Raw genomic sequence first — 21,911 nt, forward strand, 5'->3', positions numbered from 1 at the left:
GCCGATCGCGGCCATGATCGAGAACGTCGTGCCGCTGAGCCAGAACAGCCAGAACACACCGAACACCGAGAAAACGAACGTCGTGAGGATCGCCAGCGGATAGATCAGCGACTCGAACATCGCGCACATGACGATGTAGACGAGTACGAGCGCGATGAGCGTGTTGAACAACATCTGTTGGCCGGCCTGGTCTTCGCGATCGAAGCCCTGGCCGAAGCTCCAGCGGTAGCCGGGCGGGAACGCGAACGTGTCCAGCGCTTCGGTGATTTCCTTGCGCGCGTCCTGCATCGTCTTCTTTTCGCCGAGGTTCGCGGTGATCTTCAGCGCGGTCAGGCGATCGACGCGCTGGATCGCCGAGGCGGTCTCGTGCGAGTCGGTGCGCAGCATCGTCAGCAGCGGCACCTGCGTGCCGTCGGGCGCGCGCAACTTGAAGTCGGACAAGCCTGAAAGGCTCTGCGTGTCGGCGCCCTGGAAGCGCAGCCACACGGGCAGTTGGCGGTCGTCGGCGTGGAAGTCCTTGAGCGGCATGCCGCGCAGCGCGATCTGGATGTAGTTCGCGACCGTCTGCGCGTCGAAGCCGTACTGCTTGGCTCGGATCCGATCGACCTGGGTCGCGACTTCGCGATCGCCGTTGCCCTTCTCGGCGCGCACGTCGCGCAGGCTCGGCAGGTGCGAAAGCACGTTGATCACGTTCGGCGCGAGCTCGCGCAGTTCCTCCATCGAATCGCCGATCAGCGAGATGTCGACGCCGCCGCCGAGTCCGCCGTCGCCGTTGCCGTCGAAGCCGACCTTGCCCGTCGCGAGCTTGGGAAGGCCCTTGCGGATGTCCTCCTTGATCGCCGACGACGAGCGATTGCTGCCGTAGCCGAACAGGTCCTTCGCCCACTCGATCACGCCCGGCTTCTTGTCCTGCAGCAGCACGCGCGTCATCGCCTGGCCCTGCTCGGAGTACCAGGTGTAGACCGAGGTGATCTCGAACTTCTCGCGGTTGTCGTTGAGGTACTTCTCGACCTTCATGACCTCGGGCTTGAGATCCTGCAGGCGGTAGTTCGCGTTGAGCTGGTAGAACATGCGCAGGTTGCGCGCCTCGCCGCCGCCGAAGAAGTCCATCTTCGTCTGCGTCATCGGTACGAAGCTCGCGATGACGAGGGCGAGCACGCCGAGCATGGTCCAGCGGCGGTGCGCGAGCGTCCAGGCGACGAAGCGCCCGTAACGGTCGCGCAGGCGCGTGATCGCGTTCTCGCGACCTAGGAACTTCGGCGGGGGCATGCGCGAGGCGAACATCGGCACGATGCTGACCGCGACGAGCCACGAGGCGAGGTGGGCGATCGACATCGCGATCGCGACCTGGGCGAGGAAGATCGAGATGTTGTTGGCCTCGCCGAAGATGTTCGGCAGGAACACGACCACGCTCGACAGCGTGCCCGCGGCGATCGCGACGCCGACGACCTGGGTGCCCTGCACCGCGCAGTACCACGGCTTGTCGGGAAACTTTTCGCGGTACTGGTAGATGCTCTCGACCACGACGACGGCGTTGTCGACGAGCATGCCGACCGCGAGCAGCAGCCCCATCATCGACAGCACGTTGAGGCTGATGCCGAAGAAGTACATGCAGCCGAGCGTCATCACGAAGCAGATCGGGATCGACAGCGATACCATCAGCGTCGAAGGCCAGTCGCGCAGGAAGAAGAACAGCACGAGCACCGACAGCAGCGTGCCCTCGAGTCCGGCCTTGCCCAGCTGCGAGAGCGAGCCGGTCACGCTCTCGGCCTGGCTCTCCATCGCATAGACCTGCATGCCCTTGAGCTCGGGCGAAGCCTGGATCTTCTTCACCTCGGCCATCACCGCGGTGCCGACGTCGACGAGGTTCGCATTGCGCTCGCGGCGGATGTCGACGCCGATCGCGGGCTTGCCGTCGAGGCGGCGCGCGAAGTCGACGCGCGCGGGCCGCAGCGTGACGGTCGCGATGTCGCCGAGCTTGAGGCCCTGGGCGTCGAGCGGCACCGAGCGGATGTCCTCGAGCGTGCGCCATTGGCCTTGCGGCTGCACGCGGAAACGCGTGCCCGCGCCATCGACCTGCCCGGCCGAGATCGCGAAGTTCGCGTTCGACAGCGTGGTGTAGAGGTCGTTGAGGTTGATGTTGTGCGCGCTGAGCCGGTCCGAGGACAGTTCGATCTGCACCTCGGGCTTGCCGATGCCGGAGATGTCGACGTTGGCGACGCCCGGTATGCGTTCGAGCGGGCGCTTGATCTCGCGCTCGATGAGCTCGTACGCGTTGGAGAGGTCCGCGCCGTTCGAGGCGATGCGCAACTGCAGCACCGGCTCGTCCGAGGTGGAGAACTTCTGCACGAAGTAGCGCTGCATGTCCGACGGCAGGTCGGCGCGGATCGCATCGATCTTCTCGCGCGCCTGCACCGCCTTGATCGCGACGCTCTCGCCCCATTTGAACTCCATGAAGATCTGCGCGGACTCGGCGTCCGAGGTGGAGTTCATGCGCTTGATGCCGGGCAAGGTCGCGAGCGCCTCCTCGACCGGCCGCGTGATCGTGCGTTCGATCTCAGCCGGCGTCGAGCCCGGATACGGGATCTGCACGAACAGAAACGGCGCGTCGATGCTCGGGAACTGCTCGAGCGGCAACCGGAAGGCGGCGATCAGGCCGATCACCACCATCGTCACGAAGAACATGATCGCCGTGACGGGTCGCTTCAGGCTGAGCTCGGCGAGCGTCATGCGCGCTGTCCCTCCGGATGGAAGCCTTCGATCGCGAGGTCGTCGTCCGAACCGGCGTGCTCGACCTTTGCGTGCCGGCGCGCGCCGCGTTCGACGTACCACGCGTCGCCGCGCCGATCGAGCAGGTCATAGACGATCGGGATCACGACCAGCGTGAGCAGCGTCGACACGGCGAGGCCGCCGATCACCGTGAGCGCCATCGGCGCGCGCACCTCGGCGCCTTCGCCCCAGCCGAGTGCGAGCGGGGCGAAACCGATCAAGGTACACAAGGTCGTCATCACGATCGGCCGCAGGCGCGACTCGGCGCCCTGCGCGAGCGCTTCGCGCTTGGGCACGCCGGCTTCGCGCAGCTGGTTGACGCGGTCGATCAGCACGATCGCGTTCTTCACGACGATGCCGACCAGCATGATGAGGCCGATGAATACGACCACCGAGATCGCCGACCCCGACAGCTTGAGCGCGAGGATAGCGCCGACCGCGGCGAGCGGGATCGAGAACATGATCACGAACGGGTGCAGCAGCGACTCGAACTGCGACGCCATCACGAGGTAGACGAGGAAGATCGCGAGGCCGAGCGCGAACAGCAGTGACTGCACCGACGAATCGAGCTCCTCGCTCTGGCCGCCGATGCGCACCTTCACGCCCGCGGCGAGCGGATTCTTCGCGACGAGGCCTTCGACCTCCTTCACCGCACTCGCGAGATCGCCCTCGCGCAGGTTCGCCGATACGATCGCGACGCGCTCCTGGCTCACGCGATGGATCTCGCTCGGGCCTTCGGTCGCGATCACGTCGGCGACTGCGGACAGGCGCACTGGCGTGTCGGCGCTCGACTGCGAGGTGTCGGCGAGCGTGCCGCCGCTGCCGTCGCTGCCGTTGGCGTCGCCGCCGCTGGAACCGCCGCCACCCATCGCGCCCGCGGCGCTGCTGGTCGAGCCGCTGCCCGAACCGTTCGCGCCCTTCGCGGAGATGTAGCCGACGACGAGGTTGCGCACGTCGTCGACGCCGGTGCGGTCGGCAGCGCGAGCGCGCACGAGCACGTCGATCTTGCGATCGCGGAAGTCGTAGCGCGTGGCGACCTCGCCCTTGACCTTGCGCACGACGCGATCGGCGATCTCGCGCGTGGTCAGGCCGAGCGCGGCGGCGCGGTCCTGGTCGAAATGCACCTGGATCTCCGGATAGCCGCCCTCCACCGTCGATTTGACGTCGGCGAAGCGCGGCGAGCCCTTCATGAGTTCGGCGAGGCGCTGGCCGCCCTTGGCGAGCGTGTCGAGGTCGTAGCCGCGGATCTCGATTTCGAGCGGTGCCGAGAAGCTGAAGAGCTCGGGCCGCGCGAACTTGACGCTCGCATCGGCGCGCGTCATGCCCTGGCGCAAGCGCTCGATCTCGGCCGCCTCGATCTTCTTGCTGCCGCCGTCCTTGAGCGCGATCGACAGCCGCGCGATGTTCTCGCCCGATTCTGTCGGGTTCGCGTCGAGGCGCGTGCCGGTGCCGGCGACGCCGTAGATCGATTCGACGCCCGGGTCCTTCGCATGGCGCGTCGAGATCTCGTCGACGACCTTGTCGGTCTCCGCGAGCGGCGTGCCCGGCGGCAAGGTCACCGTCATGTTGAAGCGACCCTGCGCGAGCTGCGGGATGAGGTCGAGGCCGAGCGTCGGCACGAGCGCGAGCGTCGCGACGAGCGCAGCGACCGCGAAGCCGAGCACCGGCCACGGACGCGCGAGCGCCTTCGGCAGGAAGCCGTGATAGGCCATCGCCGCCCGCTCGTACGGCCACAGCACGACGACCGCAATGCGCTTGAGCACGTAGCCGATCCCCGCGCCGATCGGCCGGAACACGAGGAAGCCGAGCAGCGCGAAGAGGCGCACGATGTAGGAGATCACGAGCATCACGAGCAACGTGACGACGTAGAGCACGGCGAGCAGCACCGAGAAAGGCAACAGCACGACGAGCAGCGCCCAGCGCAGCACGACGGGCCAGCGCTTTTCGAGCGGCCAGGCGATCATCGGGAGGACCGAGCGGGTCTTGCGCCAGAGCGGATCGGCTTGCACCGGCTCGTCCTTGTACGCGAGCGGCGAGCGCCCCTTGAGCGAGGCGAGCATCGGGATCAAGGTCATCGCGACGACGAGCGAGATGAGCATCGCGAACGTGATCGTGAGCGCCTGGTCGCGGAACAGCTGGCCGGCGACGCCCTGCACGAATACGAGCGGGAAGAACACCGCGACCGTCGTCAACGTCGAAGCGGTCACCGCCATGCCCACTTCGGCCGTGCCGCGCACGGCCGCCTCGACGATCGACGCGCCCTTCTCGCGCAGCCGCGCGATGTTCTCGAGCACGACGATCGAGTCGTCGACGACCATGCCGGTCGCGAGCGCGAGGCCGCCGAGCGACATCACGTTGAGCGAGAGGTGCAGCTGGTCCATGAAGAAGAACGTCGCGATCAGCGAGACCGGTAGCGACAGGGAGATGATGAACGTGCTCCACGAGTCGCGCAGGAAGAAGAAGATGATGAGGATCGCGAGCACGCCGCCGATCAGCGCGTCCTTCTTCACGTCGCTGAGCGCGCCTTCGATGAACACCGACTGGTCCTCGATCATGCCGAGGTTCGTATCGGCCGGCAGCGACTTCTTCAGTCGCTCGATCTCGGCCTTGACCGCATTGGCGACGCTCACCGTGTTGGCGTCGCCTTCCTTGTAGATCGCGAGCTCGATCGCCTCGTGGCCGTCGATGCGCACGATGCCTTCGCGTTCCTTGAAGCCCTGGCGCACCTCGGCGATGTCCTTGAGCCGGATCGGCACGTTGCCGTCGATCTTGACGAGCAGCTCGCGCATCTCGTCGAGCGTCTTGAACTGGTTGATCGTGCGCACGAGGAAGCGCTGGCTGCCCTCGTCGATGCGGCCGCCGGACGCGTTGACGTTCTCGTTCTTGAGGCGCGTGTTGACGTCGTTGATGTCGATGCCGAGGCGCGCGAGCTTCTGCTGGTCGATCAGCACCTCGATCTCGTCCTCGAGGCCGCCACCGACCTTGACCGCGGCGACGCCAGCGACCGGCTCGAGGTGCTTCTTGAGGTCGTCGTCGGCGAAGCGGCGCAGTTGCTTGAGGCGCGCCTCGTCGGTGTCGCCCTTGGCCGTCAGGCCGAGCCGGATGATCGGATCGGTCGACGGGTTGAAACGCAACAGCAGCGGCTTCTTCGCTTCGAGCGGCAGCTGCACCGTGTCGAGCTTGTCGCGCACCTCGAGGCTCGCCATGTCCATGTCGGTGCCCCAGGCGAACTCGAGCACGACGTCGGACTGGCTCGTGCGCGAGACCGAATGCACCTTGCGCACGTTCTTCACCACGCCGACCGCTTCCTCGATCGGCTGGCTGATGAGGTTCTCGATCTCGAGCGGCGCCGCACCTTCGTAGTCGGTGCGCACCGTGAGGGTCGGGTACGACAGGTCCGGCAGAAGGTTGACCTTGAGCCCGCTCAGGCCGATCAGGCCGAACAGGACCAGCGTCACGGTCAGCATGCCGATCGTGACGCGCCGGCGGGTCGCCAGCTCGGGCAGGTTCACGAATGCTTCTCCGTCGACGCGACCGACGCCATCGCATCGGGGCTCTTGCTCGCGCTCTCGAGCACCTGCACCTCGGTCCCCTCGCGCACCGCATTGCGGCCGATCGTGATCACGCGCTCGCCGTCGGCGAGGCCGTCGCGGATTTCGATGCGATCGCCTTCCGCATAGCCGGTCTTGACCACGCGGCGCTTGGCCACGAACGCCGGAGGCGCAGGCTTCGCCGTCTCGGCCGCGACCGCCTCGCCCGCCTTGCCCTTCGGCGCTTGCTTGCCGTCCTTCTTGTCGTCCTTCGGCGGCGCGGGTTCGACCACGAACACCGAACTCACGCCGTCTTCTTCGACGATCGCGTTGCGCGGCACGACGAGCGCGTCGTGGCGCTGGTCGTAGGTGACCTCGATACGGCCGAACATGCCCGGCTTCAGCGTCGCGGTCGAATCGCGGAACGCGCAGGTGACGCGGAAGGTGCCGCTCGCTGCGTCGACGACCGGCGCGATGCGCGCGATCGAGCCGTCGAACGACTTGCCGCCGAGCGCGTCGACGCGCATGCGCACCGGTTGGCCCGCCTTGAGCGTGTCGAGGTCCCGTTCGGGCACGTTGAGCACTGCCTCGAGCGGATCGAGGTCGACGATCTGGAACATCGCCTGGTTCAGCTGCACGAGATTGCCGAGCTTGACCGAGCGCTTGGCGATCACGCCCGAGATCGGCGCGACGACGCGCGTGTAGGACAGGTCGATCTGCGCGCCGTCGACGATGGCCTTCTGCGTCTCGAGGTCGTACTTCGTGCTGTCGTAGTCGGCCTTCGGCGTGATCTTGAGCGCAAAGCCCTTGTCGGCCTTGTCGTAAGCGGCCTGCGCCTTCTTCAGGGTCGCCGACGCCTGCGCGAGCTTGTTGCGTGCCGCATCGCTGTCGAGCTCGGCGAGCACCTGGCCCTTCTGCACGTGCATGCCTTCCTCGACGAAAAGCTTGAGCACGATGCCGGTCGTCTTGGCGACGACCTGTGCGTCACCGACGGCCTCGAGCGTGGCGGTGCCGGAGTAGTTGGCCGTGATCGTCTGGTGCGAGGCCGGGGCGACCTCGACCGGGATCGATGTCTGCGCGTTGGCGTCCTTGCCCATGCCGTCGCCACCGCCAGCACCGCAGGCGGAAAGCAGGGCGATGGAAGCCGCGAGCGAACAGCTGCGCAGGATTCGGAAACCGCGGAAATTCGGGGTTGCGGCGAGATTCGGGAGCATCGGAGTCGGCCTGGGGGAGGGTTGACTTGGTGTTATAGTAGACTACATCACTAGCAAAGTGCAATAGCCTGGCAGCCCGGCGATCTCGACCCCCTGGGGTCGCCGCGTCCTTGCTGCCCTGCCGTTGCAGCAGGGTGACGATCCGTGCGGCGATGCTGCGCCAGATCCGCCGCGCCGTCGTGAGCCGGTAGTCACGCCGCGGCTTCGCCCTTGGATGCACGCGCGGCGCAAAGAGTTGCGTGCCGCGGCGCGTCGCCGTCGTCCGGAGCGGCGTGTTTCGTGCATGCCGGCGGTGGCCGCCGGCGACGGTTGGCCGCTATACTCCCCGGGCTTGACGCCCGAGAAGTTCAACCAACGCCGCACCGGAACGAAAATGACCCGAGCGCCCCTGCTTGCCGCTGTCCTGCTGATCACTTCCCTGCCCAGCTTCGCCGCCGACAAAGGCGACGCCGCCGCGGGCAAAACGAAGGTCTACACCTGTGCCGGCTGCCACGGCATCCCGGGTTGGAAGAACCCCTATCCGAACTATCACGTGCCGAAGATCGGTGGGCAGAACTACGACTATCTCGTCGCGGCGTTGAACGGATACAAGAAGGGCGAGCGCGCCCACCCGACGATGCGCGCGCAAGGCGAAAGCCTGTCCGAGCAGGACATCCGCGACATCGCGACCTACCTTTCCAGCCTCACGCCCTGAGCCAGGACCGCACGAGATGAAGCGTTACCCCGCATCGCTGTTGATCACGACGCTCGCCGTCTGCGCGGCGCCCGCCTTCGCCAAGGGCGACATCGAAGCCGGCAAGGCGAAGGCCGTGCCGTGCCAGGCCTGCCACGGTGCCGACGGCAACGCCGCCGACCCGCAGTACCCGCGGCTCGCCGGCCAGTACCACGACTACCTCGAGCGCGCGCTGCGCGAATACAAGTCCGGCGACCGCAAGAACCCGATCATGGCCGGTTTCGCGACCACGTTGTCCGACGAAGACATCGTCAACGTCGCCGCGTACTTCTCGAGCCTGCCGGGCAGCAAGTTGACCGACCTGCACGACAAGGTGCAGGGCGACTGATCCGCGCGGGCGCGGCGCCATGCCGCGCCCGCCTCGCGCCGGCGCCCGTGCCGGCACGCTCCCTGCGCAAGGATTCTCAGCTCCGCGTCGTTCAGGCGTTCGCCGGCCGCTTGTAGTACGGCGTGCTGCCGCTCGCGTGATCGGTCGCATCGGCGACGCCGCTGACTTCGGGTACACGCGCCTTCAGCGTTTGTTCCACGCCGCCACGCAGGGTCTTGTCGACCATGCCGCAGCCGTGGCAGCCGCCGCCGAACTGCAGTACCACGACGCCGTCGGCCGTCACTTCGCGCAGGCTCACGCGTCCGCCGTGCGACGCGAGCTGCGGGTTGATCTCGCTCTCGATCACGTAGCGCACGCGCTCGACCACGCTCGCGTCCGCGCCGGGTACGCTGCCGCGCAACGCGGGCGCGCGAATGGTCAGCTCACCGCCGGTCGCGTTGCGCGCGAAGTCGATCGTCGCGCCGTCGAGGAACGGCACGCTGTGGGCGTCGACGAACAGCGAAAAGCCGTCGCATTCGACTTCCCACTCGCTGCCGTCGCGGTCGGACGGCTCGCTGAATTCGAGCTGGCAATCGCCCTTCGGCGTGCCCGCGTCGACCGCTACGACGCGGATGCCGAGCCCGGGCAGCGCCTGCTGCTCGACGAGCCTGCGGAAATGCTCCTGCGCCGAAGCCGACAACGAAATCATGACTGCGTGCCCCGATCCTGTGCTCTTGATGAGAAGTGCCGCCATGGATGGCCGCTCTTTCTTTCGCGGACAGCACGTCCGCAAAGAAACAGCACCAGTTTAGTCCTGAATTGCCCGCGCGTCATCCGCCCTATACTCGCGCATCGTCTCCGCAGGGTCTTCCCACATGACGTATTCGATCGAATCGCTGCGCACGCAGCATTGCGTGCCGCGCAAGGGAAAGGACGCCGGTCTCTCGTCCGACGACGTCGTTGCCGGCCTCGCCGCGCTCGCGGGCTGGCAGCGCACGTCCGACGGCAGCGGCATCCGCAAGGAATTCCGTTTTCCCGACTATTTCCACACCATGGCTTTCGTGAACGCGGTCGCTTCGATCGCCCACCGCGAGGACCATCATCCCGACCTCGAGGTGCACTACGACCGCTGCGCGGTGCACTACTCGACCCACGACGTGGGCGGACTTTCGCTCAACGACCTCATTTGCGCGGCGCGCGTCGAAGACATCCGCGCGACCTGAATCCGAACCGCGTGCCGCGTCGTAGGAGAAGTACGCCCCGAGAGGATCCGACATGACGCCATGCGACGCACGCGGTGCCGCAGCGCCGGCAGGGACACAGCGCCCGTGAGCGTCGCGCTCGTCTGGTTCCGCCGCGACCTGCGCCTCGCCGACAACCCTGCGCTGTCGGCCGCGCTCGCCTCGCACGCCACGGTCGTTCCCGTCTACGTGCACGCGCCGGAAGAGGAAGCCCCCTGGTCGCCGGGGGCCGCGAGCCGCTGGTGGCTCCACCATTCGCTCACGAGCCTCGATCGCGACCTGCGCGCATGCGGCGCGGCGCTGCACGTACGCGAAGGCGGGAGCCTCGCGACATTGCGCGAGCTCGCCGCCACGACGGGCGCTCGCGCGGTGTACTGGAACCGGCAGTACGAACCGGCATCGATCGCCCGCGACACCACGATCAAGTACGCATTGCGCGCAACCGGCGTCGACGCGAGCAGCTTCAATGCAACGCTGCTGTGCGAGCCCTGGGAGATCGCAACCGGCTCCGGCGGTCCGTATCGCGTGTTCACGCCGTACTGGCGCAACCTGCGCGCGCGCCTCGAGGTGCGGCCGCCCCTGCCGGCGCCCAAGCGCGTACCTGGACCGACGTCGAGCCCTTCCACGATCGAATCGCTCGGCTTGTTGCCGCGCATCCGCTGGGACGCGGGATTCGACGCCTGCTGGCGCCCCGGCGAGTCCGGTGCCGAGGCCGCGCTGCGACGCTTCCTCGACGACGCGATCGACGCGTATGCGGGCGCGCGCGACCTGCCTTCGGTGAGCGGAACCTCGCGCCTCTCGCCGCACCTGCATTTCGGCGAGATATCGCCGATGCGCATCGCATGGGAGCTCGAGCACGCACGCAGCCGCGGCAACGAGAGCTATCTGCGCGAACTCGGCTGGCGCGAGTTCTCCCACCACCTGCTGTACCACTTTCCGGACAGCGCCGAGCGCAACCTCAATCCCGCGTTCGATCGCTACCCGTGGGCGCGCGAGGCGCCACGACGGATCCGCCGCTGGCAGCACGGGCGGACCGGCATCCCGATCGTCGATGCGGGCATGCGCGAACTCTGGGCGACGGGATGGATGCACAACCGCGTGCGCATGCTGGTCGCTTCGTTCCTCACCAAGAATTTGCGCCAGCACTGGCTGCACGGCGCGCGCTGGTTCTGGGACACGCTCGTCGACGCGGACCTCGCCAACAACACGCAAGGGTGGCAATGGACCGCGGGCACGGGCGCCGACGCCGCGCCCTACTTCCGCATCTTCAACCCCGTCACGCAGGGCGAGCGCTTCGACGTCGACGGTCATTACGTGCGCCGCTGGGTACCCGAACTCTCGGCCCTCGACGCGCGCACGATCCATCGCCCATGGACCGATCCCGCCGCGCTCCGGCGCAGCGGCTATCCTCAACCGCTCGTCGATCTCGGCACCAGCCGCACCGCGGCGCTCGCGGGCTACGACGCCGTGCGACGCGCCGTCGCGACGGGCTGAGCGGGCGTCCGCTCAGCCGCGGGACTCCGCATCGAAGACAGCGAGGGCAGCCGCGATGCCCGCGGGGCCGTCGACCGTCGCGACGCGCGGATGGCCGCTTTCGACGCCGTGCTGCAGTTCGTGTTCCCAGGTCACGTGGTACGGCATGTGGATGCCCCAGCCGCCCAGGCCGATGACCGGTTCGATGTCGGAGCGCAGCGAATTGCCGACCATCGCGAACGCGGGCGCTTCGACCGCGCACTCGGCGAGCACGCGCGCATAGCTGCGATCGTCCTTTTCCGAAACGATCTCGATTCGATGGAACAGCCCGGCTAGCCCGCTCTGCTCGACCTTGCGTTCCTGGTGGAACAGGTCGCCCTTCGTGACGAGGACGATGCGATGGCGCGCCGCGACGTCTTCGACCGCGGCGCGGATGCCGTCGAGCAGTTCGACCGGATGATCGAGGATCGCGCGGCCCAGCTCGACGATGCGATGGATGTCTCGCGCCGCGATCGCACCGCCGGTAAGCTCGATCGCGGTTTCGATCATCGACAGCGCCATGCCCTTCGCGCCATAGCCGAACAACGCGAGGTTGCGCCGCTCGACCGCGTGCAGGCGGCTGCGTACCGACGCGTCGGCGACGTCGACGTAGGCGCCGACGATGCGTTGGAACGCGCCGGCGGCGTGCTGGTAGTAGCCCTCGCTGTGCCAGAGCGTGTCGTCGCCGTCGAAACCGACCAGTTCGATCATGGTGTCCTCGTCGGCACGTGCGCCGTCACGCGAGGCGGCCGGCGAGGCGGCCGAGCTCGCGCAACCCGTCCTCGACGCGCGCATTCCACGCCAGGCCGAGGCCGAGCCGCAGGTGCCCGCGATAGTCGCCACGCAACGAGAACAGGTGTCCTGGCAGGCAGCCGATGCCGTGCGCCATGGCCGCCTCGAACAGCGCCTGGCCGTCGACGCCGCCGGCCAGTTCGAGCCACAGCGACACGCCGCCGGCCGGCTCCGATACGCGCGTGCCGTCGGGCCACGAGCGGCGGATCGCGTCGCGCCAGCGCTGCGCGTTCGTCGCCAGTTCGCGTCGCAGGCGTCGCAGCGAGCGATCGAAGTCGTGGCGCGCGAAATACTCGCCGATCGCACGCTGCGGCAGGCTCGCCGTCGCGACCGACGAGAAGCATTTCGCGCGCACGATGTCGTCGACGTGATCGCCCGCCAGTGCCCAGCCGACGCGCAGCCCGGGCGCGAGCGTCTTCGACCACGAGCTGCAGGTGATCACGCGCGCGCGTCCGGCGTACCGGCGCAATGGTGCGGGGCGCTCGCCCGAATAGGCGAGCTCGCCGTAGAGGTCGTCCTCGATCACGACCACGCCACGTTCGCCGCACGCGGCGACGATCGCGCGCTTGTCGTCGTCGCCGGTCAGGCTGCCGTTCGGGTTGTTGAAATTCGGCACGAGCACCGCAGCGCGCACCGGGTGGCGCTCCAGTGCCGTGCGCACGGCCGCCGCGTCGATGCCCGCCGAGCCCCTGCTCGGCACTTCGATCGCGCGCAGGCCGAGCGCGGCGACCGCCTGCAGGATGCCGTAGTAGGTCGGCGTTTCGAGCAGCACGACGTCGCCCGCGCGCGTGACGCAGCGCAAGGCGAGCGAGATCGCCTCCATCGCACCGGCCGTGATCACGACCTCGGCAGGATCCACCTCGACGCCGCAACCCAGGTAACGCCGTGCGATCTGCTCTCGCAGCTGCAGGAGGCCCTGCGGCGCACCGTAGGCGAGCGCAAGCCCGGGATCGCGACGCAAGGTGCGCGCGGTCGCGGCGGCGAGCGCCCTGCCCGGCAGCAATTCCGCTGCGGGCGTCGTCACGTGCAACGGCAACAGGTCCTCGCGCGACAGCACGTCCAGCACGCCGAGCAAGGCCGGGTTGCGCAGCGTCTGTGGCGCGCGCGATTGCACGCGCGGCAGCCGCGCCTGCGGCGGCGGCACGGCACGGGCGCGCACGAAGTAGCCCGAGCGCTCGCGCGCTTCGACGAGCCCCTCGCGCTCGAGCCTCAAGTAGGCTTCGACCGCCGTCGCGATGCTCACCTTCTCCTGCCGGCCGAGCCGGCGCAGCGACGGCAGGCGCTCGCCCGGCCGGAGCAGGCCGCGGCGGATCTGCGCACCCAGGCGTCCCGCGAGATCTTCGTAGAGCAAGGCCGTGGCGCTCCATCTGTACCGGTCGATTGCAATGATATCTGATTCTGTACCGGTCGATCGGCGAGACTTACGCTGGGGGCTTTCCCGTTCCGGTATCGACCATGGCCCATGCGAACCCGCAGCACGACCGCAGCGCGATGCTGCAACTGTTCATCGCCGAGATCCTGATCGGCTCGGTCGGCGTGTTCGCGCACGAAGGCGGCCAGGATCCGATCACGACGGTGTTCTTCCGCTGCGTGTTCGGAAGCGTGTTCCTCCTCGTCTGGGGCCTCGCGCGCGGGCAGTTGCGCGGCGTGCTACGCGACCGCGCGCTGCTGCGCGCCGCCGTACTCAGCGGCGTGCTGCTCGTGCTCAACTGGGTCGCGCTGTTCGCGGGCATGGCGCGCTCCTCGATCGGCGTGGCGACGCTCGTCTACCACTTCTTCCCGTTCGCGATGATCGTGATCGCGGCCGTGTTCTTCGGCGAGCGAGCGCACGCGGCCGACCTCGGCTGGACCGCGCTCGCGTTCGTCGGCGTCGCCCTCGCGGCAGATCCGCTCAAGCTGATCGCGGGCGGCGGTCCCGCCTATGCGCTCGGCATCGCGCTGACGTTCGTCGCGGCGATCCTCTGCGGCGCGTCGCTCCTGCTGTCGCGCCGGATCAGTCGCGAGCGCCCGCTCGTCGTGGTGCTCGTGCAATGCCTCACCGGCGTGGCGATGCTCGCACCGTTCGCGGACATCGGAGCGGTCGCGCAACCGGGTCCGCACTGGTTCTGGCTGGCCGGACTCGGCCTCATCCACAGCGGCATCTGCTACGTGCTGTTCTACTCCGCGTATCCGCGCCTGCCGGTCACGACGATCGCCGTCATGGCGTTCATCTATCCGGTCGTCACCTTGCTGCTCGATTACGGACTGTACGGTCGCACGCTGCGACCGGTGCAACTCGCGGGCATCGCCCTGATCGTGCTCGGCACCCTCGGCGTGAACCTCAAGTGGCGACGGCCGCAAGCGGCGTCAGCGTGCGGTTGAACGCGCCGCGCCTCGCCCCTGCAGCGTGTCGAGCACCACGGCGAGTTCGGGCGCGAGCGGCGCGCTGAAGCTGTAGCTGCGCTCGCCGAGCGAGAACTCGAAGCGCGCAGCATGCAGGAACAACCGCCGGAGCCCGAGCTCGCGCATCGCCTTGTTGAACTCGCGGTCGCCGTACTTCTCGTCGCCCGCGAGCGGGTGGCCGAGGTGTTGTGCGTGGACGCGGATCTGGTGCGTGCGCCCGGTCTCGAGCGCGACCTCCACGAGGCTCGCGCCCGGGTACCGTTCGATCTCGCTGAAGTGCGAGCGCGAGGGCTTGCCGTCGGGGTCGACGCGGACCATGCGCTCGCCACCCTGGAGCACCGACTTGCGCAGCGGCGCGTCGACGGTCAGGCGGGACTTCGGCAATGCCCCCTCGATGAGCGCGAGGTAGCGCTTCTCGACCCGCCCCTCGCGGATCGCCGCCTGCAGCGCGGTCAGGGCCGAGCGCTTGCGCGTGAGCACGAGGATGCCGCTGGTGTCCCGATCGAGCCGGTGCGCGAGCTCGAGCGTGTCGCGCGGGCGCGCCGCGCGCAGCAGCTCGATCGCACCGAAGCTGACCCCGCTGCCACCGTGGCTCGCGATGCCGGCGGGCTTGTCGATGACGAGGAAGTCGCGGTCCTCGTGGACGATGGCCGCCTCGATCCTGTTCAGCTGTGCGTCCGGCGGCGGTCCGGCATCGCTCTTTTCGGCCAGGCGCACCGGCGGGATCCGCACCGCGTCGCCCGCCGCAAGCCGCTGGTCCGGCTTCGCCCGGCGCCCGTTGACGCGCACCTCGCCCGTGCGACAAATGCGGTAGACGAGGCTCCGCGGCGCGCCCTTGAGCCGCCCTGCGAGGAAATTGTCGAGGCGCTGGCCATCCCGGTCATCGGGTACCGCGACCGTCTGCACGCGCGGCGACGCGTCCGCTGCAACGGTCGGCGGCTCGCCGGCCGCTCTCGGCTCGTGCGTTGCCGCGCCGCGTCGGCGGCTGGAGTCGGCGTCGCGATTTGTCGCCGAAGTACGTGTCTTCATTGAAAAAATCTTCCGGAAACTGCTATGCTGAACTGGCGTGTCGCGCCGTGCCGGGCCCCATCCGCGGGAGTCCGGGACAGCTATGACGCCCCCGTCCATCGCGTCCTTTCACGCCCTGCGCATTCGATCACTCCATCGGAGCGCTGCGCAGGAACGGAAGGCCATCGTAATGGCTCGGGTCGCGGATTGCTCGCCGTCGCAACGAGGGCGAGGGTTCGCGGATGCGCAGCACCCTATGATGCCGGCGCGCGGAAGCGCCGGTCGGAAACATGAGGCGCACCTGCCGCCGTCGGCCCGCGAAACGCGGGCATCGCGCAGCGCGACAACGCGCAGCGCCGACGGCAGTCGAGCGCCGAGAAGGAAATACGACAATGAAACGCATGTTGATCAACGCGACTCAGCGGGAAGAGTTGCGCGTGGCGATCGTGGACGGCCAGAACCTTTACGACCTCGACATCGAGATCCCGTCCAAGGAACAGAAGAAGGCCAACATCTACAAGGCGCGCATCACCCGCGTCGAACCGTCCCTCGAAGCCTGCTTCGTCGACTACGGCGCGGACCGTCACGGGTTCCTGCCGCTCAAGGAAATCTCCAGCCTCTACTTCACGCCCGGCGCCAACCCCAACAAGGCCGGCATCCGCGAACTGCTCAAGGAAGGCCAGGACCTCGTCGTCCAGGTCGAGAAGGAAGAGCGCGGCAACAAGGGTGCGGCGCTGACGACCTTCATCAGCCTCGCCGGCCGCTACATGGTGCTGATGCCGAACAACCCGAAGGCCGGCGGCGTGTCGCGCCGGATCGAGGGCGAGGACCGGCAGAACATCAAGGAAGCGCTCGACACGTTGCAGGTCCCCGACGAGATGGGCCTGATCGTGCGCACCGCCGGCCTCGGCCGCGATGCCGAAGAACTCCAGTGGGACCTCGACTACCTGCTGCAGTTGTGGAAGGCGATCTCGGAAGCCGCCCAGTCGCGCGCGGCGCCGTTCCTGATCTACCAGGAATCCAAGCTCATCATCCGCGCACTGCGCGACTACCTGCGCAACGACATCGGCGAGATCCTCATCGACAACGAGGAACTCTACGCCGACGCGCGCGAGTTCGTGCAGCAGGTGATGCCGAACAACCTGCGCAAGCTCAAGCTCTACCAGGACACGACGCCGCTGTTCTCGCGCTTCCAGATCGAAACTCAAATCGAGAACGCGTTCGAGCGCACCGTGCGCCTGCCGTCGGGCGGTTCGATCGTGATCGACCAGACCGAAGCGCTCACCGCGATCGACATCAACTCGGCGAAGGCGACCAAGGGCGGCGACATCGAGGAAACCGCGTTCAACACGAACTGCGAGGCCGCGGTCGAGATCGCGCGCCAGCTGCGCATCCGCGACGCGGGCGGCCTCATCGTCATCGACTTCATCGACATGGATTCGCCGCGCCACCAGCGCGACGTCGAGGAAAAGCTCAAGGACGCGCTCAAGCTCGACCGCGCGCGCGTGCAGGTCGGCCGCATCTCGCGCTTCGGCCTGCTCGAGATGTCGCGCCAGCGGCTGCGCCCGAGCCTCGGTGAGGCGACCCAGATCGTCTGCCCGCGTTGCGAGGGCCACGGCCGCATCCGCGGCGTCGAGTCGCTGTCCCTGTCCGCGCTGCGCCTCGTCGAGGAACACGCGATGAAGGAGAGCACGGGCCAGGTGCTCGTGCAGGCGCCGCCGAGCGTGGCGAACTTCCTGCTCAACGAGAAGCGCCGCCAGCTGAGCGAGATCGAGGCGCGCCACGACGTCAACGTGATCGTCGTCGCCGACGACAAGCTGGAGACGCCGCACCTGGAGATCCAGCGCCTACGGGCCGCCGACATCGGCGAGGAAACGAAGCCGAGCTACCAGCGCACCACGCCGGTCGCGGCCACGCCGCTGCCGCAGATGTTGCGCCCGAGCGAAGAGCCGGAGCAGCCGGCCGTCGCAGGCGTCGTGCGAGCGACTCCGGCACCGGAGCGGCCGGAACCTGCCGCACCGGTCCTGCCGGCCGCTCCGGCGCCCTCCCCCGTTCCCGCACCCGCGATGCCGAGCGGCGGTCTGCTCGCGCGCTTCATCGGCTGGTTCCGCGGCGACAACGCACCGGCGCCGACCACGAGCGCCGCGCGTCCCGCGCAGAATGGCGCACGCGCCCCGTCGGCCCGCGCACCGCAGCCACGCCCGGCGGGACCGGCACAGCAAGGCAGCCGGCCGCAACAGCAACCGCAACGGCAAGGTGGATCGCCGCAAGGCCAGGCGTCGCGCGACGGACGTCGCGACGGTCGACCGGGCGCCGAATCGCGCGGCCAGAAGCAGCCGCAGCAACGTGGCAACCGCCGGGACGAACGTTCTGGCAGCCGTAGTGGAGAGCAACCGGTCGTCGGCGAAACGCGGCCACCGCAGCGCGTGTCGGCCGAGGCGAAACCGGCGGGCGAGGTACGCCCTGCGCCGCAGCCGACCGCGCCGCGATCGATGGATGCGCCGTCCGCGTCGCCGCCGACAGCCGCAGTGGTACCAACCGAGAAGAGCGAACGCGTGTCCGCGGGCAGCGTGCCGACCGAAGCCCCGAAGACCGAAGGCGAGATGCCGCGTGACGAATTGCGCTCGCGTCGCCGCGGGCGACGTGGCGGTCGTCGCCGCCGCAAGGATGGCCCGGGCGACGCGATGTCCGAGACCCAGCTCGATGCCGAACTCGACCGCGACTTCGACGACGAAGACAGCGGCGAGGAGCAGCGCCGGCAGGTAGCGCCTCCGGCGGCGGGCGCCGCGGCGGTACCTGGCCCAACGAAAAGCGAACCGTCCACGACGCCTGGCGCTTCGCCGGCGGTCCCGGTCCCCTCGCGCACGGGCGTATCCGAGCCATCGCCGGTCGTCGCGCCAACGGATGCGCGGCCGACCCTCGCGCCGTCGGACGATCGCACGCCGGCGGCCTCGACAACGACGCCGCCGCATGCGGTGCCGGCACCTGCCGCGCCGGCACCGGCTCCGCGCGTCGCACCCGCGCCCGTCGCACCGACACCGGACGCGATGTCGGCACCGGCGACGCCCGTACCGACACCGGTAGCAACGCCCGCGCCGTCGCCTTCCGCACCGCCCGTCGGCGCGGCGGCACGAATCCCGGAGGCCGCTGCGCCGTCGGCGCCGATGCCCGCTGCGCCGAAACCGGTGACGGCGCCCGGAGCGCACGGTCTGCCCGAGCGATCGCTGCAACGCGAAGTCGCGGCAGCGCTCGGCATGTCGCACGCACCTCTGCACGCGCCTGTCGAGGCGGCAGCACCGCGCCCGACGCCGATCGATGCACCCGCACCGGCGTCCAGGCCGACGCCCGCCGCTGCGGCATCGTCGCCGCAGGATCCGTCGACCATGGCACCTGCCCAGCCCGCCGCCGCGAAGCCGACGCCGGCAAGCCCCGTCGCGACATCGTCGGATCGCGGACAGACGCTCGAACTGCCGCTCACGCGCCCGGCCCCGGGCGTCGAAGAACGAAAGCCGACGCCTCACGCGGATGAACCGGCAAGCGGTGAACCACCTCGCTCGGGTGACGATTCGAACGCCCGATGAAGGCGAGCGGCGCGGGCTTTCCCCCGTGCCGCTTCCGGTCGTGAAGTGGAGAAGTCGGCAATCCGGCGCTCCGTCGAGCGCCCCGCGGCATCAGTCGCTGAGCGCGCGCGTACGATCGTCGAGCAAGCCGTGCGTATGCGCCAGATGCGCGAGCGCGACCGGGTTGTCGACGCCGAGCTTGTCGAACAGGCGGTATTTGTAGGTCGCTACCGTCTTCGCGCTGAGTTTGAGCCTGTCGGCGATGAGCTGCATGTCCTGTCCGCGCGCGAGCATCATCGCGACGTCCAGTTCTCGCGCCGACAGCACCTCGAACGGGGATTCCCCACCGTCGAGCGCACCGAGCGCGAGCACTTCGGCGATGTCGGGCGACAGGTAGCGGCGTCCGTCGGCGACCTGACGCACCGCGCGTACGAGTTCGTCCGCCGCGCATCCCTTCGTGAGGTAGCCGCTCGCCCCCGCTTCGATGAGGCGTCGCGGGAACGGCGCTTCGCTGACGACGCTGAGGATGACGATGCGCGTCGCGAGCTTGTGCTTGCGCACGCGGTCGGTGAGTTCGATGCCGCTGAGGCGCGGCATGTGGACGTCGACGAGCGCGACGTCGGGCACTTCGCTGCGGATCAGGGCGAGCCCGTGTTCGCCGTCGGCGGCCTCGCCGATGACGTCGATGCCGGCCTGCTGCGCGAGGATCATGCGGAAGCCGGTGCGTACCAGCTCGTGATCGTCGACCAGAACCACTCGGATCATGAGACCCCCATCGCCTCTCCCTGGACGTGCTGCGACGATACCCGAGATGAGGTATCGCGTGCGCATATAATGCGCCGAATTTCACGACGCGCGCTGTAGTAGATTTGCGATACCTGCAGCGTTTCGGTAGGGAAACGGTTACATCCGAGCCGGATGCCGGAGCCAACAGCGGCGCAGCCGCTGGCCCGCAGGGCGAGGGAAAGGATGTCCCGAGTAAAACGGCGTCGCCGGCAACAACGGCGCGACGACGCGACGAACAGCGGAGAGATGGCCGAGCGGTTTAAGGCACCGGTCTTGAAAACCGGCGTGGTAGCAATACCACCGTGGGTTCGAATCCCACTCTCTCCGCCACTTTCTGCACTACGATTCCACCCTGCGTCGGTCGTCACGCGACGTTGCGTTCCGCGCGACATCCGTCGCCGACGTCGGAACGGCACGCGCATGCCGCCACGCGGACGCGCCGTTCCATTTCCACAACACGACGATCAGCAACACGTCGACGATGACCGCGAAGATGCTCGCTTCGGGTCCGAACGAGCCGCCGGTGACCCACTCGGGCCTGTCCTGCAGCAGCGGACGGAACCAGCCCGCCTGGCCGAAACCGCTCACGTCGAAGCCGAACAGGTGGCCGAGCGTCCAGTTCCAGCCGAGATGGATGCCGATCGGCATCGCGAGGCTGCGCGTGCGCAGGTAAGCCAATCCCAGAAGCACGGCGCCCAGGAAGAGTTCCACGGTAGCCCAGGCGAGCGTCGCGCCTTGCATGCCGGGGTTGTCCCAATGACCGGTCGCGAACAGCAAGCCCATCGCGACCGAGGCGAACCAGGGGCCCGTGCCCGCCACGAGGCGCTGGAACACGAAGCCGCGGAACAGCGTTTCCTCGAACAACGCGACGAACGCGAACACGTAGGCGCCGCGCGTCAACGTCGCCAGACTGCGCGCGGGATCCAGTTCCAGCCGCACGCCATCGACGCTCCACATCATCGCCACCGCGAGCGCCGCCGTCGCGAGACCGAAGAACGTACCGACGCCGAGCTCGCGTGCCCAGCGGCGGTCGAGCACGAAGCCGATGCTCGACAGCGGTTCCCTGCGCAAGCGCACGCAGATCCAGGTGACCAGCAGCAGGAAGCCCAGTCGCAGCGGCTCGAGGCCGTCCTTGGGCACGCCCAGCTGCTGCAGGGCGTGGCTCACCGGTGTGTACGCGAACCTGCTCCCGAGCAGCAGCACGACGAAGGCGAGGATCCACCAGCCATTGCGCAGGCGGCCGTCGGAACCGAAAAGGATCTTGTTCAAGCGCACCTCTGCGGAATGGGAACGACGAGCCGGGCGCCCGTCGGTGGCTATTTATCTTGACATCAAGATACTCTATGTCAAGCTATGCGAGGACGATCGCACGGGTGCGCCGATGGCACGCAGGACCGAAGGCGAGGACGACGACCGGATCGACCGGTTGCTGGCCGAATGGCGGGCCGAGCGGCCGGAACTCGACGCGGCTGCGATGGCGGTCGTCGGCCGGTTGCTCAGTATCGGGCGTAGGCTCGAAGCCCGTGCCAACGCGGTGCTCAGGCCGCTCGGCCTGCACTACACGGACCTCGACGTGCTGGCGACGTTGCGCCGGGGCGGACGCCCCTATCGGCGCACGCCGACCGAGCTGCGCGATTCGGTGCTGATCACGTCGGGCGCGATGACCGCCTGCCTCGACCGCCTCGAACGCGATGGCCTGATCACGCGCATCGCCGATCCGAACGATCGCCGGTCCAGCGCCGCCGCGCTCACTGGCGAAGGTCGCAAGTTGATCGACAAGGCGATCGCGGTGCGATTCGCGGAAGCCGCGGACTCACTCTCCGGATTGTCCGCCGCCGAAGGAGCGCGACTCGCTGCACTCTTGAAGAAGCTGGGCCGGACATTGGGACCACCCGCCGACGAGCCGTGATCGGCCCGCACCGGAACGGCTCGGCGAGGCGCCGATTTCGCATGACGGAAGGCGTTCGTTCGGACGACGTCCGCTTTGCACGATCCAAGCGCCGCGATCGATGCATGGAGCTGGCAACATTCGTCGCGATCCGACGCATGAATTGTTCCTAAAGCCCGCAGAGTCACC

General features: G+C 68.4%; 16 protein-coding genes and 1 tRNA gene. 8 read left to right on the plus strand and 9 right to left on the minus strand.

Translation table 11 applies throughout. The annotated features are described in order from the left end of the window. The 3 genes from VI238_RS17800 to VI238_RS17815 all read right to left on the minus strand — a co-directional run. Positions 1-2,730, minus strand: a 2,730-nt coding sequence (locus tag VI238_RS17800) for an efflux RND transporter permease subunit (RefSeq protein WP_331653810.1), incomplete at its 3' end; no start/stop codon positions are given. Then, positions 2,727-6,236, minus strand: coding sequence for an efflux RND transporter permease subunit (locus tag VI238_RS18800; RefSeq protein WP_414650086.1), 3,510 nt, complete (start codon positions 6,234-6,236; stop codon positions 2,727-2,729). The genes VI238_RS17800 and VI238_RS18800, both read right to left, overlap by 4 nt. 41 nt (positions 6,237-6,277) lie before the next feature. Further along, positions 6,278-7,513: an efflux RND transporter periplasmic adaptor subunit gene (locus VI238_RS17815; protein WP_331653811.1), complete on the minus strand. Its 1,236-nt coding sequence runs from the start codon at positions 7,511-7,513 to the stop codon at positions 6,278-6,280. A 214-nt stretch (positions 7,514-7,727) separates the two neighbouring features. On the opposite strand from VI238_RS17815, the gene VI238_RS17820 reads away from it, so the two are divergent. Continuing rightward, positions 7,728-8,207 (plus strand): c-type cytochrome, encoded by a 480-nt coding sequence (locus VI238_RS17820; RefSeq protein ID WP_414650084.1) that lies wholly within the window; start codon positions 7,728-7,730, stop codon positions 8,205-8,207. A 16-nt stretch (positions 8,208-8,223) separates the two neighbouring features. Further along, positions 8,224-8,574, plus strand: a complete 351-nt coding sequence (locus tag VI238_RS17825) for a cytochrome c (RefSeq protein ID WP_331653812.1) — start codon at positions 8,224-8,226, stop codon at positions 8,572-8,574. 91 nt (positions 8,575-8,665) lie between these two features. Here VI238_RS17825 and VI238_RS17830 read toward each other — a convergent pair whose 3' ends face one another. Next, complete coding sequence (locus tag VI238_RS17830; RefSeq protein ID WP_331653813.1) at positions 8,666-9,262, minus strand: NfuA family Fe-S biogenesis protein; 597 nt, start codon at positions 9,260-9,262, stop codon at positions 8,666-8,668. A 166-nt stretch (positions 9,263-9,428) separates the two neighbouring features. On the opposite strand from VI238_RS17830, the gene VI238_RS17835 reads away from it, so the two are divergent. Both VI238_RS17835 and VI238_RS17840 read left to right on the plus strand, forming a co-directional pair. Beyond that, a complete protein-coding gene (locus VI238_RS17835; RefSeq protein WP_331653814.1) occupies positions 9,429-9,776 on the plus strand; it encodes a 4a-hydroxytetrahydrobiopterin dehydratase in 348 nt (115 codons plus the stop codon). Between the two features lie 105 nt (positions 9,777-9,881). After that, positions 9,882-11,288: a deoxyribodipyrimidine photo-lyase gene (locus VI238_RS17840; RefSeq protein WP_331653815.1), complete on the plus strand. Its 1,407-nt coding sequence runs from the start codon at positions 9,882-9,884 to the stop codon at positions 11,286-11,288. A 12-nt stretch (positions 11,289-11,300) separates the two neighbouring features. Here VI238_RS17840 and VI238_RS17845 read toward each other — a convergent pair whose 3' ends face one another. Next, positions 11,301-12,017: an HAD family hydrolase gene (locus VI238_RS17845; protein ID WP_331653816.1), complete on the minus strand. Its 717-nt coding sequence runs from the start codon at positions 12,015-12,017 to the stop codon at positions 11,301-11,303. Between the two features lie 25 nt (positions 12,018-12,042). Continuing rightward, positions 12,043-13,449, minus strand: coding sequence for a PLP-dependent aminotransferase family protein (locus VI238_RS17850; RefSeq protein ID WP_331653817.1), 1,407 nt, complete (start codon positions 13,447-13,449; stop codon positions 12,043-12,045). Between the two features lie 104 nt (positions 13,450-13,553). Between VI238_RS17850 and VI238_RS17855 the strand changes: the two genes are divergently transcribed. Beyond that, complete coding sequence (locus VI238_RS17855) at positions 13,554-14,459, plus strand: DMT family transporter (protein ID WP_331653818.1); 906 nt, start codon at positions 13,554-13,556, stop codon at positions 14,457-14,459. On the opposite strand, the gene VI238_RS17860 is transcribed toward VI238_RS17855, so the two are convergent. Further along, the gene (locus VI238_RS17860) at positions 14,445-15,386 is read right to left on the minus strand and encodes an RluA family pseudouridine synthase (protein ID WP_331653819.1); all 942 of its coding nucleotides are present in this window, start codon (positions 15,384-15,386) and stop codon (positions 14,445-14,447) included. The two genes, VI238_RS17855 and VI238_RS17860, sit on opposite strands and share 15 nt — an antisense overlap. Before the next feature lie 494 nt (positions 15,387-15,880). On the opposite strand from VI238_RS17860, the gene VI238_RS17865 reads away from it, so the two are divergent. Beyond that, a complete protein-coding gene (locus VI238_RS17865) occupies positions 15,881-19,069 on the plus strand; it encodes an Rne/Rng family ribonuclease (RefSeq protein ID WP_331653820.1) in 3,189 nt (1,062 codons plus the stop codon). A 90-nt stretch (positions 19,070-19,159) separates the two neighbouring features. Here VI238_RS17865 and VI238_RS17870 read toward each other — a convergent pair whose 3' ends face one another. Beyond that, the gene (locus VI238_RS17870) at positions 19,160-19,813 is read right to left on the minus strand and encodes a response regulator (protein ID WP_331653821.1); all 654 of its coding nucleotides are present in this window, start codon (positions 19,811-19,813) and stop codon (positions 19,160-19,162) included. Between the two features lie 261 nt (positions 19,814-20,074). On the opposite strand from VI238_RS17870, the gene VI238_RS17875 reads away from it, so the two are divergent. Beyond that, a tRNA-Ser gene (locus VI238_RS17875) sits at positions 20,075-20,164 on the plus strand. Positions 20,165-20,173: 9 nt separating this feature from the next. On the opposite strand, the gene VI238_RS17880 is transcribed toward VI238_RS17875, so the two are convergent. Further along, on the minus strand, positions 20,174-21,103 hold the full coding sequence (locus VI238_RS17880) for a type II CAAX endopeptidase family protein (RefSeq protein WP_331653822.1): 930 nt from the start codon (positions 21,101-21,103) through the stop codon (positions 20,174-20,176). On the opposite strand from VI238_RS17880, the gene VI238_RS17885 reads away from it, so the two are divergent. Then, positions 21,096-21,743 carry a MarR family transcriptional regulator gene (locus VI238_RS17885; RefSeq protein WP_331653823.1) on the plus strand — a complete coding sequence of 216 codons (648 nt, stop codon included), beginning with the start codon at positions 21,096-21,098 and terminating at the stop codon, positions 21,741-21,743. The genes VI238_RS17880 and VI238_RS17885 overlap by 8 nt on opposite strands. Positions 21,744-21,911: the final 168 nt, after the last annotated feature.

Origin of the sequence: Dokdonella sp. (assembly GCF_036518555.1) — a bacterium.
Lineage (GTDB): Bacteria > Pseudomonadota > Gammaproteobacteria > Xanthomonadales > Rhodanobacteraceae > Dokdonella_A.